The organism is Roseibium salinum, assembly GCF_026240905.1.
GTDB classification, from domain to species: Bacteria; Pseudomonadota; Alphaproteobacteria; order Rhizobiales; family Stappiaceae; genus Roseibium; species Roseibium salinum.
The window spans coordinates 1,033,033-1,046,269 of record NZ_JAPEVI010000003.1 but is presented as its reverse complement, the minus strand read 5'-3'; the positions used below and the strand labels follow the sequence as shown (position 1 = coordinate 1,046,269).

General features: G+C 55.6%; 12 protein-coding genes. 10 read left to right on the top strand and 2 right to left on the bottom strand.

Annotated elements, in window-relative coordinates:
* Positions 1–17 precede the first annotated feature (17 nt).
* Positions 18–1,211 carry a hypothetical protein gene (locus ON753_RS09390; RefSeq protein ID WP_265962264.1) on the top strand — a complete coding sequence of 398 codons (1,194 nt, stop codon included), beginning with the start codon at positions 18–20 and terminating at the stop codon, positions 1,209–1,211.
* 316 nt (positions 1,212–1,527) lie between these two features.
* On the opposite strand, the gene ON753_RS09385 is transcribed toward ON753_RS09390, so the two are convergent.
* Both ON753_RS09385 and ON753_RS09380 read right to left on the bottom strand, forming a co-directional pair.
* Positions 1,528–2,019, bottom strand: coding sequence for a hypothetical protein (locus tag ON753_RS09385; RefSeq protein WP_265962263.1), 492 nt, complete (start codon positions 2,017–2,019; stop codon positions 1,528–1,530).
* A complete protein-coding gene (locus ON753_RS09380; RefSeq protein WP_265962262.1) occupies positions 2,016–2,498 on the bottom strand; it encodes a phage regulatory CII family protein in 483 nt (160 codons plus the stop codon). Before ON753_RS09380 ends, ON753_RS09385 begins: the two co-directional genes overlap by 4 nt.
* 374 nt (positions 2,499–2,872) lie before the next feature.
* Here ON753_RS09380 and ON753_RS09375 point away from each other — a divergent pair, with 374 nt between their 5' ends.
* From ON753_RS09375 to ON753_RS09335, 9 genes are all read left to right on the top strand, one after another.
* Entirely contained in the window at positions 2,873–3,265 is a 393-nt protein-coding gene (locus tag ON753_RS09375; RefSeq protein WP_265962261.1) for a helix-turn-helix domain-containing protein, read from the top strand.
* 485 nt (positions 3,266–3,750) lie between these two features.
* Entirely contained in the window at positions 3,751–4,020 is a 270-nt protein-coding gene (locus ON753_RS09370) for a DUF2312 domain-containing protein (RefSeq protein WP_265962260.1), read from the top strand.
* Positions 4,020–4,364 (top strand): hypothetical protein, encoded by a 345-nt coding sequence (locus ON753_RS09365; protein WP_265962259.1) that lies wholly within the window; start codon positions 4,020–4,022, stop codon positions 4,362–4,364. The genes ON753_RS09370 and ON753_RS09365 overlap by 1 nt, the downstream gene beginning before the upstream one ends.
* On the top strand, positions 4,361–4,987 hold the full coding sequence (locus tag ON753_RS09360; RefSeq protein WP_265962258.1) for a hypothetical protein: 627 nt from the start codon (positions 4,361–4,363) through the stop codon (positions 4,985–4,987). The genes ON753_RS09365 and ON753_RS09360 overlap by 4 nt, the downstream gene beginning before the upstream one ends.
* 5 nt (positions 4,988–4,992) lie before the next feature.
* Positions 4,993–5,265 (top strand): helix-turn-helix transcriptional regulator, encoded by a 273-nt coding sequence (locus ON753_RS09355; RefSeq protein ID WP_265962257.1) that lies wholly within the window; start codon positions 4,993–4,995, stop codon positions 5,263–5,265.
* Positions 5,266–6,068: 803 nt separating this feature from the next.
* The gene (locus tag ON753_RS09350; RefSeq protein WP_265962256.1) at positions 6,069–9,101 is read left to right on the top strand and encodes a type I restriction endonuclease subunit R; all 3,033 of its coding nucleotides are present in this window, start codon (positions 6,069–6,071) and stop codon (positions 9,099–9,101) included.
* Positions 9,101–10,381 (top strand): restriction endonuclease subunit S, encoded by a 1,281-nt coding sequence (locus ON753_RS09345; RefSeq protein WP_265962255.1) that lies wholly within the window; start codon positions 9,101–9,103, stop codon positions 10,379–10,381. Before ON753_RS09350 ends, ON753_RS09345 begins: the two co-directional genes overlap by 1 nt.
* Positions 10,378–11,520 carry an ATP-binding protein gene (locus tag ON753_RS09340; RefSeq protein ID WP_265962254.1) on the top strand — a complete coding sequence of 381 codons (1,143 nt, stop codon included), beginning with the start codon at positions 10,378–10,380 and terminating at the stop codon, positions 11,518–11,520. Before ON753_RS09345 ends, ON753_RS09340 begins: the two co-directional genes overlap by 4 nt.
* The gene (locus tag ON753_RS09335) at positions 11,517–13,142 is read left to right on the top strand and encodes a type I restriction-modification system subunit M (RefSeq protein WP_265962253.1); all 1,626 of its coding nucleotides are present in this window, start codon (positions 11,517–11,519) and stop codon (positions 13,140–13,142) included. The genes ON753_RS09340 and ON753_RS09335 overlap by 4 nt, the downstream gene beginning before the upstream one ends.
* Positions 13,143–13,237 lie beyond the last annotated feature (95 nt).

Here is a 13,237-nt window from a genome sequence, read left to right as displayed (position 1 = left end):
ATTGAATCGGGGGATTTATGGGAACTTTCTTTAGCAGCCGCGCACTGAAAGATATTGTTCTTGAGCAAAGCGAATTCATCGATGCTGGTAGTCAGTTGGTCCCGCACCGCGGCAGCATACTTGCAAATTGGTTTGAGTTCACAGCTTCCGTTGGGTTCGATAGCGGCATCGCGCTGCAAAACATGCGACGTTTCGTGCAGAAGAAGAATTCCACAAACGCAAAGCCGGAACTTCCCGGAGAAATGCTTAGTGCTATCAACCAAATTATAAACATTATAAACGGAATTTATAGTTATATTATCCAATCTGAATTTGAACAAAGTGAAAATGACTATTCTGTCTTTGGTTTTACAGAAATACCCGTTATAGACCACGAAAAATTGCGCGAATTCGGCGCAAACCACTTCAGCCAGACCGATATTGCAGGAACATTCCTCGTCGAACTGAAGGAGGAAATCCCGAGCTTCGTCGACAATCTTGAACTCCCTGCTCGACAGACCTTCGAAAAGGGCGTGGATCTGTACCGTAGGTATGTAGAAGAAAAAGCAAATGAACGGTTCCAAAAGGCACAGAAGAAGACGGAACATGCCATCGAAATAGAAGACAAAGCAGAACAAATCAAAAGGACAGCCTTCCAGAAGACGGACGCGGCGTTGGGTGCCGAAGCAACAGCCGAAGGTTTGGAGCGCCTTACCTCGCATTGGCGGGAAAAAGCGAGATTTCATAAAAAACGCCGAGAAATCAACTTCTGGATTTTCGTAGGAATTCTTGCCCTTGCACTGGTTTTCCTCTTTTTTGGTCAGACGGGCGTGCTCCGAACGACGTTCTTCCATTTGTGTGGCAATGCCCCCTACTGCCCCACCCCATGGCAACGATATTTCCACGCGACGGCTTTGTACGCGGGTGGCAATGGAAACTGGCTCATCGCACTGTTGAGTCTTAAGGGAATACTTATTCCCATCCTCGGCGTTGCTTGGCTGCTTAGAATTTTGAGCCGCCAGAGTCAGTCCCATTTCGCACTCGAAAACGATTCCCGACAACGGCTTGCACTGTTGGTTTCCTATGTGCGCTTGCAGGAGATCCCTGAAAAGGAGCTCACTGATGGCGAGCGGTTGATGATTTTGACAGAGCTGTTTCGCCCCATTGACCCACCGTCTCATGTTGACGGCCCACCGAACTTGGCCGAGTTGATTGCGAAGTTTAAACCATAGGCTTTCTGAACGTTCGCTGGATGGCAAGAGAGTGTCGAGTTTGACTGCACCGGTGAACTCACAAGCGACGATCTGTCCCGCCAGATAAGAGGTGGTCGGCGTCAAAACAGGTGCCCCCTCACCTCGGCAAACAGTTCTGGACGGAGAGTTTCAGCGGCAGGCCAGCCGAATGCGAAGAGCAACTCCGACCGCTCAATGGCCTCGTCCACGTCGTAAGTAGGCTCATGAACATCGGGCGGAGCGCCATCTGGGAATACGGACCAAAGCGCCGCAGCTGCCGCGTCCATGGGAGCGCGACCCGTCGAGGTCTCGTTCATCATACCTCCCCCTCTGTCCGCCCGAGCTTGGTCAGCGCGTAGCCAACGCCCACGCGCTTCAAGAGATCCGCGAAAACGAGAAATTCGAGTGCGTGACGCACCGCCTGCTCGCTCACGTCAAGAGTGTGAGCAACACCAGTGATCCAGATCTCGTCCGGACCACCGGCCAGATCCCGCTGCGCCTGGCGCAAGATCGCTTTCTCAAGACCTGTCAGCGGCGGCATCGTGCCCGGCATCCACATGAAGCGGACAACGCCGTCCGGACCGCGCCGGACCTTCATTCTCCCGGATGCCTCAGCGGCAGCGACAACGTCGCACGCGTCTTTCCAGCCAATACCGTGATGGTCGGCAATGTCGAAAACCCGCACGCCGTCCGGGTGCAGTTTCGAGAGACGCTCCATGGCGACGGGATCAAGAACACGACCAAGCTTGGCTCCGAAATCGGCGGCTTCGGCCGTCAGATCCGGTAGAATGCGGGTGGACTGGTTCATTCCACTCCCTCCACCTGCCGCGCATGGCCGTCGAGCACAGCCAGCGCTTCGATAGCTGCCGAAAGCTTGTTGCGGATATCGAGGTCCTGTATTTCCTCGAGGCTGATCCGTCCGTCGTCGCTAAGTGCCTTGCAGATCGACTCAGCAGCCTCCGCCCCGCTGCGAACCATTGCCCCGAGCTCTTGCGGCCAGCAGGCATCGTTTCGCCGGGTGGCAGGCAGCGGCACAAAGACGCCACCCGCCAATCGGCAAAGCGTGCGGATAACCTCCGGATTGTCCGCATCCATGGTCAGATCCATCAGCACATCCGCGGGAACGTGATCGGTCTCATGGTGGGGCGATCCGTACCGGGAAAGTGCCTGCTGCCCCACGCGGGTTGCAGCGGCCGCTTCGGATTGCCCGCCCGCATCCCGCAGTAGCCTTCGAAACGCTGCCTTGATCGCGGAACGATCGTGTTCGGTCGTGGGGCGAAAAATCATTGCGTAGCCTCCGCTGTTTTACGCGATGACTGGGATGCGCACCTTTGCGAGGATTGTTTTGCGGCCAAGGCGGCTGACGATCGACCGTCTTTGGCAGCACCGGCGACGAGCGCCTGAATTGTGATACTTGGGAGGCCCCTCCGCTCAGCATTCTCAATCAAGGCTTCCCAGTGCCCCACTGGAATCGAGCTTCGGCGCCGCATCGCTTTTGCCGTGCCGTAGCGAACGCCCAGATCGGCAGCAAACTCGGAAAGGGAGGGCCATTTGTCGATAATGTCTGAGTGTCTCATGACACGAGAGGTATAAATAATACCCACTCATGTCAACACCAAAGTGTATTACTTGTACCCACTAGTCGGGGTATTTTTCATACCATGTCTTTTGATCAAGAACGATACTTGCGCGAGCAACGCGCTCAGCGGCTTCGGCAGGCCCGCATCTCTGCGGGTTTCAACGGCCCGCAAAAGGTGGCCGATGAGCTGAATATAAGTGTCAACACTTATAAGGCGCATGAACAGGGCCGAAACGGCTTTGGGATGGCGCAGGCGCGCGCCTACGCGCGCCTTTTCGGAGTCTCGCTGAATTGGCTCTATCTTGGGGCAGGAACACCCAAAGACAGCGATGCCAATCTGGAGCATTTGCAAGCACTCTTCGAACGCCTGTCTCGCGCACCCGAGGACGTTCAATCCCGGGTTTCCGACTTTATCGAGTTCGAGCTTTCCCGTTTGGAGAAGTCGCGGGATACTGCGACCAATCCCGTTTCATGATTGAGGTGGATATCCCAGTATCCACCGTGCAAGTCCTCCAAGGCTCTCTTTAGTTCCCGTGCCGCTAATTCCACCTTCGCACGCGAACCCCGGCGCCGGCTACCGCGCCCATTAAACCTCAGCCACATCAATCTGCCCCTCAGCTAATGTCTGAATAAACACTCACGTTGTCATCCCAAACGGATGGCAACCGGTCGTTTAAGTGCATACATTGCACACTTCGTTAATGGGGTATCTTTTATATCCCATGCAGCTTGACGTGTTGAGGTATCTTTTATACCTTCTCATTGTGCAGGTTGGAATGAGCCTTGCGGGGCCGGACGAAAATTTCCTGCAGCTCGATGAGCAAAGGATCTGGGAAGTCAGGCTGTTTAGCTCAACGCTTCACAAGGCCCGGTAACGCGTGCGAGCCCACTCCAACCGTCATCAACATTAGCCGCTTCAATCGTGAGGCCGACTTGATCGCTAATGCGAGGAGACCGTCAATGAGTGATCCGGGTGGAGTCGCGGCCGACCAGCTGCGCGCTTTCGTCGAGCGCATCGAGCGTCTTGAGGAAGAAAAGAAGGTCATCTCTGATGACATCAAGGATGTCTATGCCGAAGCCAAGGGTAATGGCTATGACGTCCAGATCCTGCGCAAGGTCGTTTCCCTGCGCAAGAAACAGCCCCACGAACGCGAAGAGGAAGAGGCCGTCCTGGTTCTCTACCTGCATGCCCTCGGCATGGCCGGACCGGCTACGGAAAGCGCGAGCTGATGGCCCTCGCAGTGGTCCAGCATAAACGCCAGCAGGGCGCCACGGGCCTCGTTCACGGTCCTGGCTGCCCCGAACCGTCCGTGCGGCCGCACTCCCCCATCCAGATAGGCGATGCCAAACGCATCGCCCCGCCGGCCGCGCACCGGGCCGAAAGGTTCCTGACCGAAACGGCCGATCTGGTTACCGCGCTCGGCACTCTCAAGACGGACCTCGAAACCTGCCTCGCGATCCGCCCCCACGACAAGACGGAGATTCTCCGCCTCGTTGAAAATATCAAGAAAAATGCCATGAACCTTCACGGCCAGGCGGTCACAGCCTGCCAAGCCATTAAGGATGGACGATGACAAAACATATCAATCCCGTTTCCACTCGCGAAATGGCCGTCCCCATGCGTATGGCCTCCGGCCGCGTCATCGATTTGGCCAATCTTATTCCCGCGGACATCTACTGGCCCGACCTGGTCGAGAACCTGGTCAAAATCCCCCGATTCAACGGCGCGACCAGCCATGTCACCTACACTGTCGCGCAGCACTGCTGCCTGATGTTTGACCGCGCCGAGGAGCGCTACAAGGCGCATGCTCTACTGTTCGATTTCCATGCAGCTTTTTTCGGCGAACCGTCGTGGCCGTTCCTCTGGCTGACGGCACAGAAGACGGACGCTCCATCCGCCTTCATGGATGCCTTCCGCGAAGCAAAGGGTGATCTTACAGACGTCATCAACGAAGCGGCCGGCCTTAAGGACGAGGGCGACGACGACGCCATGTTCCACCGTCTGAAGTACCTGCGGCGTATCGATAAGATGTTGACCGCCTCCGAAGTCCGCGACTTTATGGTGCCGAGCGACGTCAGCGACCATTGGGAACTTCCGGAGCCCCTCCCCACGCCGGTCAAGGCCTGGCATCAGGACAAGGCACGCGAAGAACTGCAACAGCGGCTCGCCCGCATTGGAATCCACGTCGGGGGGTAATACACATGAAAGCTTCACCGGAGATGCTGACGGCCCGCGAGAAGGAAGCCTTTGCCAGTGACACCGCAATCATGACAATCAAGGAAGTGATTGAGGACACTAAGCTCGGCGAATCGACGATCTACCAGCTCATGAAGGCAGGCACGTTTCCTACGTGCTTCACGCTAATCGGCCGGAAGACGGTTTGGCTGCGTTCTGAGATCGAAGCCTGGAAGCGGTGGCGCATTGATCAGGGTAAGGGCGACGGGCGGTGGAAGCCTCCTACAAGCTGCAGCTGAGAGCGTGCCACGCCAAGAAAAAGCCCCGCGTTAACAAGCTTTGTGTTAAGCCCAGCATATTAGCTCAGATGGCCACCTCGGGAACGGGGTGGCCATCTCCATGAGTCTTAATTTTCCGACCTGATTCGCATCAGGCATGTTGGCTTTCTTCGCGGGTCGTGGATTTCGTTGCAGTGGATACAGTGGCGCGGGTGAATGAAGCCACTTTCGGTGATCTGGATATCACAAGCCGGGTTTCAAGCGGGCAATGCCGGTGCGCCAGTACGACCAGGCTACGATATGCCCGGTCTTTTGATGCTTTGGAACCGGGACTGTTTCAACGAGTTCCGTTGGTTGCACCGGCTAGGGTGGGCTTGATTGCCCGGAAGGCCAAAAATCCCGTCGGCGACTGGACTACTCTTCTCGCAGGTCTCACGTCAACGGGCGCTATTGCAACTAATGGCAATTTGACCAAAATCGACGACAAGATGGCGGGAATCAGCTCATAACAGCGCTGAGCACAAAAAAGCGAGGTGCGAGTTCAAAGGCCGTACCGCTTTGCTCGCGCCAAAGCGGCGGGGATTACGAAGTGTATGCGACTAGCCATGGTAGCGATGGCAGCGGTCAAGGATTTTTTTGAGATGGAACGCCTCGATGATCGGCCGAGCACGAGCGGAACGGCACGTGAATGGATCAAACCGATGACAAAAAGACCGGCCCCGACAGACTCGACGCGACGCGGCAAACAGTGACTGATCACATTCGTACGTCGCACCCAATATTATAATGCTTTCAGCGGACGCCAAAAGGAGAAGTTTCCGGCGATGGCGATAACCACACCCGAGCGCGACCTTGAAGAGTTCCTCGTTACGAAGCTATGTGACCTCAAGTACGAGTATCGCCCCGACATCCGCGATCGAGTCACGCTTGAAGCGAATTTCAGGGAAAAATTCGAAACGCTGAATCGAGTCACGCTCACAGACGGAGAGTTTCAAAGGCTCCTCGACGAAATCGTCACACCGGACGTTTACGAAGCCGCCCGTTCCCTTCGGAACCGCGAAGCATTTATCCGCGATGACGGTACACCGCTCAACTACACCCTCGTCAACATCAAGGACTGGTGCAAAAACGCTTTCGAGGTCGTCAATCAGCTCCGCATCAATACGGATAACAGCCATCATCGCTACGACGTCATGATCCTGATCAATGGCGTCCCCGTCGTTCAGATCGAGCTAAAGACGCTTGGGATCAGCCCGCGGAGGGCGATGGAGCAGATCATCAACTATAAAAACGACCCGGGCAACGGATATGGCAAGACGCTCCTCTGTTTCGTTCAGCTTTTCATTGTCAGCAACCGCACTAATACGTGGTACTTCGCCAACAACAACGCGCGGCACTTCGCCTTCGATGCGGATGAGCGTTTCCTTCCGATCTACCAATTCGCGGCTGAGGACAATTCGAAGATCAGTTACCTCGACGATTTCGCCGATCGGTTTCTCGCCAAGTGCACGCTTGGCCAGATGATCAGTAAATACATGGTGCTCATCGCAAGCGAGCAGAGGCTCCTGATGATGCGACCGTACCAAATCTATGCGGTTAAAGCGATTGTCGACTGCATCGATCAGAACTGCGGCAACGGCTATATCTGGCACACCACCGGCTCGGGCAAGACGCTCACGTCGTTCAAGGCCTCGACGCTCCTCAAGTCCAATGAGAGCATCCACAAATGCCTCTTCGTCGTGGACCGCAAGGATCTCGACCGACAGACCCGAGAGGAATTCAACCGGTTTCAGGAAAACTGCGTCGAGGAGAATACCAATACTGCGGCGCTGGTCCGCCGCCTGTTGTCCGACAACTATGCGGACAAGGTCATCGTCACCACAATCCAGAAGCTCGGCCTCGCCCTCGACGAAAACAGCAAGCACAACAAGCAGAAAGTCGCTCAGGGACGATCAACGTTCAAGCAGAGGCTTGAACAGCTCCGAGACAAGCGGATGGTCTTCATCTTCGACGAGTGCCACCGCTCGCAGTTCGGCGAGAACCACAGGGCGATCAAGGAGTTTTTCCCAAACTCGCAACTCTTCGGCTTCACCGGAACCCCGATCTTTGAGGACAATGCCACCACGAAGCAGATCGAGGGTGACGTCGCCACCCTTCGAACCACCAAGGACCTCTTTGAGAAAGAGCTCCACGCTTATACCATCACGCACGCGATCGAGGATCGGAATGTCCTCCGCTTCCACGTCGACTACTACAAACCCAAGGACGGCGTCGCCCCAAAGCAGGGTCAGACGTTCGCGAAACAGGCCGTCGCACAGGCCATCCTCGACAAGCACGATGCCGCGACTGGGGGCCGCCGCTTCAACGCACTGCTCGCGACCGCGTCGATCAACGACGCTATCGAGTACTACGATGTCTTCAAAAAGCTCCAGGCCGCGCGCCAATCCGCCGACCCGGAGGTAGTTCCCCTCAAGATCGCCGCAGTTTTCTCACCTCCCGCTGAAGGCAACAAGGATGTCCAGCAGATCCAAGAGGACCTTCCCCAGGAGAAGGAAGACAACCGGCACGACCCTGAGGGCAAAAAGAAGGCGCTCAAGACCATCATTACCGACTACAACAAGCGGTACGGCACGAACCACAGCATCAACAACTTCGACCTCTACTATCAGGACGTCCAGCAGCGCATCAAGGATCAGCAGTTCCCAAACCGCGACCTTCCGCGCAAAGGCGAGGAAAAGATTGACGTTACCATCGTCGTCGACATGCTCCTCACCGGCTTCGACGCGAAGTTTCTCAACACGCTCTACGCCGACAAGAATCTCAAGCACCATGGCCTGATCCAAGCCTTCTCTCGCACAAACCGAGTGCTCAATGCGACCAAACCCTACGGCCACATCCTCGACTTCCGCGATCAGCAGGAGAACGTCGACGGAGCCATAGCGATGTTCTCTGGCGCGCAGTCCGACCGGGCCCGGGAAATCTGGCTGGTCGACAAGGCCCCGGTCGTCATCGACAGCTTCAGGAAGTCTGTCGCCGACCTTCGCGAATTCATGAAATCTCACGGCCTGGAGGCGAAACCCGATCAAGTGAACAACTTGAAGGGCGACGACGCACGGGCCCAGTTCATTAACCGGTTCAAGGAGGTGCAGCGGCTGCAGACACAGCTCGACCAGTATACCGACCTCACCGACGAGCAGTGCGGGCAGATCGAACAGACCCTCCAGAAAGACGACCTTCGCGCTTTCCGTGGCGTCTATCTCGAAACTGCCCAACGGCTGAAGGAACAACAAGGCAAGCCCGATGGGGCTGGCGGGCCAACCATCCCCGAGGTCGACCAGCTCGATTTCGAGTTCGTCCTTTTTGCCTCCGCCGTCATTGACTACGACTACATCATGAAGCTGATCGCTAAGTACTCGGGCCAGGACCCGAAGAAGGTCAAAATCAGCCGCGAGCAGCTCATCAGCCTGATCCAGTCTGACGCCAAGTTCCTCGATGAGCGGGAGGAAATCACCGAGTACGTCCGCTCGTTGACCGAGGGAGAAGGTCTCGATGAGGCCGCGATCCGCATCGGCTACGAGCAGTTCAAGACCGCGAAGCAAGCCCAGGAGATCGAGAACTTGGCTCAAGCTCACGGTTTGGAACCTGAGGCGCTCGCGACCTTTGTCGACAGCATCCTCCAGCGCATGATCTTTGACGGCGAGCAACTTACGGACCTGATGGCGCCGCTCGATTTGGGTTGGCGTGAACGTCGCGAGCGCGAACTTGCCCTCATGGCCGACCTGGTCCCACTCTTAATCAAAAGGGCTCATGGCCGGGAGATTTCGGGCCTCAACGCATACGAGCGGGGTGGCGCATAATGACGGCTGATGTGCGATCTCTTCGCGAACCCACGCTTCGCTTCCCTGAATTCGTCGGGCGACGGCTACCTGTCGTTAGACTTCGAGATGTTACGGTAGAAGCCAAACTTCGGAATGGAGACAAGCTCTCGCCAGCTTCGGTCATGGGAGTCCGAAAACACGACGGCATCGTTCCGATGCAAGAGGGTTTGGCCGCGTCGAATATTACTCGATACAAAATTGTTCGCCCACACTGGTTTGCATACAACCCGATGCGACTCAACATTGGTTCGATTGCGCGTTGGAACGGCGATGATGATATACTTGTCAGTCCTGACTATGTGGTTTTTCGATGTACTAACGGCTCGGACAATTACGCCCTGTCGGCAGATTATCTGGACCAGTTCCGCCAGTCTGAGCAATGGAACTCATTTGTCTCCGAAGCCGGCGACGGCGGTGTTAGGGTAAGAATTTACTACAATGATATTGCGGAACTGCGCTTAGCATTGCCAGATATTGCTGAGCAACAGAAGATCGCCGACTGCCTCGGTTCGCTAGACGATCTGATCGCAGCAGAGGGTCGGAAGCTCGAAGCTCTCCGGCGGCACAAGAAAGGTTTGATGCAACAGCTATTCCCCCAGCCTGGTGAGACAGTGCCCCGTCTTCGCTTCCCTGAGTTTGAGGGTGCTCAAGCATGGAAACATGTGCCACTCGCATCGCTTTTGGTTCGAATGCCTGACTACGGCGTAAGTGCCCCAGCAGTACCTTTTTCCGACAATCTACCGACGTACATCCGGATTACTGACATTAACGATGACGGTAGATTCCATCCCAGTGATCGATCCTCAGTTGATATCGAAGCCACCGACGATCAGTATCTTGAGGCCGGTGACATTGTGCTTGCCCGGACCGGAGCCAGTGTCGGCAAGTCATATCTTTATCGGGAGGAGGACGGCCGTTTAGTTTATGCCGGGTTTTTGATAAGGGTACGACCTGATCCAAAGCTTTTATTTTCGCGATTTCTAGCTGCATATCTGTCTACCTCGAGCTACTGGGATTGGGTGTACGTCACATCAGAACGGAGCGGGCAGCCCGGGATCAACAGCACCGAATATGCCTCCATGCCACTCCCGATACCTCAAGACGGAAGCGCGTTGGCCGAGCAACGAAAAATTGCCGACTGCTTTTCCTGCCTTGACGATCAGATTAGCGTTCAAGCCTGCTTACTCGACACACTCAAGCGTCACAAGCAAGGCCTCTTGCAGCAATTATTTCTTCGGCCGGAGGCATCTGGAGCATGAGTCAGCCTTCGAAAGTACATAAATTCAAGAGCTTAAAGAGCCTGGCCACACGGCTGCATAGCGATGTGAATGACCTGCATTGTGTTCTGATCTATGCCTACAACCGCACCGGGAAGACCCGCCTTTCAATGGAATTCAAGGATCAGGGCAAGAGGAAGGGCAAAGGCGCGCCCAATACGCTCTATTTCAACGCCTACACTGAAGATCTTTTCGTCTGGCACAACGATCTTGACCAAGACACCAACCGCTATCTTAAGATCAACGAGGCTTCTTCATTCTTCGATGGTCTCAAGGACCTAGCGCTTGACGAAACGATCGCAGGCTACCTGTCACGCTACGCCGACTTCGAATTCGATATCGATTACGAGAACTGGACCGTCACTTTTCGTAAGGGACTTGATGAGAACATCAAGATTTCGCGTGGCGAAGAACGGATCTTCATCTGGTGCCTATTTATGGCAATATGTGAACGCGTTATCGACGGCTTGGATTCCTATCGGTGGGTTACACATCTCTACATCGATGACCCGATCTCGTCTCTCGACGACAACAATGCCATAGCGATCGCATGTGATCTAGCCGAAATTGTGCGCAAGGCAGCGAGGCGCCGTGGCGAAAACGATGAACCCGCCCCCATACGAACGCTCTTTTCATCGCACCACGCCTTGTTTTTTAACGTGATGTGTAACGAGCTCGGCCGAACACCTGAGGGTCAAGAGAAAATCAGCACAAAGCGCTACTTCCTACATCGCCAGGACGCTGATGGCGCTTTCACAATGCGGGCCACGGGCGACACGCCCTATTTTCATCATGTGGCCACGCTCGCTGAGTTACAGCGTTGCGTACAGACAGGAACGCTATACACCTATCACTTCAATGCACTGCGCAGCATTTTGGAAAGGACAGCCAGTTTCCTCGGTCATGACGATCTGAGAGTTTGCCTCGCCGGCCTTGAAGACGAAGCTCTGTACAACCGTGCGCTTCATCTTCTCAGCCATGGCAAATACGCCATCACCGAGCCGGTGGAAATGGTCGATGACAACAAGGAATTGTTCCGCAGAATCCTCACTGACGTACTCGACCGCTTCAAATTTGCTGTTCCAGATCTCGCGCCTACGCCGAAGAAAGCGAACCCATGACGGACAACGAACAGAAAAAACTCGGCAAGACGCTCTGGGCAATCGCTGACCAGCTCCGCGGAGCGATGAACGCGGACGACTTCCGCGACTACATGCTCGCTTTTCTGTTTCTCCGCTACCTCTCTGACAACTATGAGCAGGCTGCAAAAAAGGAACTCGGGCGCGACTATCCGAACCCGGACACCGTCGGCAATGGTGGGCGGTCCTCATTGTCCGTATGGTACGAGCAGAATCCCAGCGATGTGGTGGCCTTTGAGAAGCAGATGCGCCTGAAGGCGCACTATGTCATCCGCCCGGAGCATCTTTGGGCCAGCATCGCCCATATGGCCCGCACACAGGACAGCGAGTTGCTCAACACGCTCCAAGCCGGGTTCAAGTACATCGAGAACGAGTCATTCCAGAGCACATTCTCCGGGCTATTCTCGGAGATCAACCTCGGCTCTGAAAAACTTGGCAAGACCTATGCGGACCGCAACGCCAAGCTGTGCACGATCATCACGAAGATTGCTCAGGGTTTAGCAGAGTTTTCGACCGACAGTGACACGCTGGGCGATGCCTACGAGTATCTGATCGGCCAGTTTGCGGCAGGGTCGGGAAAGAAGGCTGGCGAGTTCTACACGCCGCAACGGATCTCGGACATCCTCTCTGAGATCGTCACGCTCGATAGCCAGGAGCCGAAGACCGGCAAACGGAAGCACCTCGCCAGCGTGATGGACTTTGCCTGCGGCTCGGGTTCGTTGCTGCTCAATGTGCGCAAGCGCATGGGTTCGCATGGCATCGGGAAGATTTTCGGGCAAGAAAAGAACATCACCACCTACAATCTCGCAAGGATGAACATGCTCCTGCACGGGGTGAAGGACACGGAGTTCGAGATATACCACGGCGATACACTGGAAAATGACTGGGACATGCTCCGCGAGATCAACCCGGCGAAGAAGCCCTATTTCGACGCGGTAGTCGCCAACCCGCCGTTCAGCTACCGCTGGAACCCGAACGAGGCATTGGGCGAGGACGTGCGGTTCAAGAATTACGGACTGGCCCCGAAGTCAGCGGCAGATTTCGCATTCCTACTGCACGGGTTTCACTACCTCAAGGACGACGGTGTGATGGCTATCATCCTGCCGCACGGCGTCTTGTTTCGCGGCGGCGCGGAGGCCAAGATCCGCCGCAAGCTCCTCGACGACGGGCACATCGACACCGTCATCGGCCTGCCGGCGAACCTCTTCTACTCAACTGGCATCCCGGTCTGCATCCTAGTCCTGAAGAAGTGCAAGAAGCCCGATGACGTTCTGTTTATCAATGCATCGGAGCATTTCGAACGAGGCAAGCGGCAAAACTATCTGTCTGACGACCAGATCGCGAAGATCATCGACACCTACCAGCAGCGCCCGGAGGAAATCGAGCGGTACGCCAGGCGCGTCGGGATGGACGAGATTGAGGCCAACGATTTCAATCTGAATATCTCGCGCTATGTGAGCACGGCCAAGGAGGAGGTCGCGATCGATCTGGCGGCCACCCACAAGGAAATGGTCGAGATCGAGGAGCAGATTAGGGAGTCAACCGCCAAGCACAATGCGTTTCTTAAGGAACTTGGGCTGGCTCCACTGCCAACACCTAAGTAACCTGAAACCGGAAGAAGGCCACAGCCGGATCGGTTAACGTTTTTCGCGAGCGCGAGCGGCGGGGCTAACCCTGTATCGCCTTTGCAATTTGTACT

What these genes read in the sequence shown, in the direction of transcription:
- ON753_RS09335 (WP_265962253.1), top strand. Translation starts at nt 11,517, where the DNA reads ATGACGGACAACGAACAGAAAAAACTCGGCAAGACGCTCTGGGCAATC.
- ON753_RS09375 (WP_265962261.1), top strand. Translation starts at nt 2,873, where the DNA reads ATGTCTTTTGATCAAGAACGATACTTGCGCGAGCAACGCGCTCAGCGG.
- ON753_RS09355 (WP_265962257.1), top strand. Translation starts at nt 4,993, where the DNA reads ATGAAAGCTTCACCGGAGATGCTGACGGCCCGCGAGAAGGAAGCCTTT.
- ON753_RS09350 (WP_265962256.1), top strand. Translation starts at nt 6,069, where the DNA reads ATGGCGATAACCACACCCGAGCGCGACCTTGAAGAGTTCCTCGTTACG.
- ON753_RS09345 (WP_265962255.1), top strand. Translation starts at nt 9,101, where the DNA reads ATGACGGCTGATGTGCGATCTCTTCGCGAACCCACGCTTCGCTTCCCT.
- ON753_RS09370 (WP_265962260.1), top strand. Translation starts at nt 3,751, where the DNA reads ATGAGTGATCCGGGTGGAGTCGCGGCCGACCAGCTGCGCGCTTTCGTC.
- ON753_RS09380 (WP_265962262.1), bottom strand. Translation starts at nt 2,498, where the DNA reads ATGATTTTTCGCCCCACGACCGAACACGATCGTTCCGCGATCAAGGCA.
- ON753_RS09385 (WP_265962263.1), bottom strand. Translation starts at nt 2,019, where the DNA reads ATGAACCAGTCCACCCGCATTCTACCGGATCTGACGGCCGAAGCCGCC.
- ON753_RS09340 (WP_265962254.1), top strand. Translation starts at nt 10,378, where the DNA reads ATGAGTCAGCCTTCGAAAGTACATAAATTCAAGAGCTTAAAGAGCCTG.
- ON753_RS09365 (WP_265962259.1), top strand. Translation starts at nt 4,020, where the DNA reads ATGGCCCTCGCAGTGGTCCAGCATAAACGCCAGCAGGGCGCCACGGGC.
- ON753_RS09390 (WP_265962264.1), top strand. Translation starts at nt 18, where the DNA reads ATGGGAACTTTCTTTAGCAGCCGCGCACTGAAAGATATTGTTCTTGAG.
- ON753_RS09360 (WP_265962258.1), top strand. Translation starts at nt 4,361, where the DNA reads ATGACAAAACATATCAATCCCGTTTCCACTCGCGAAATGGCCGTCCCC.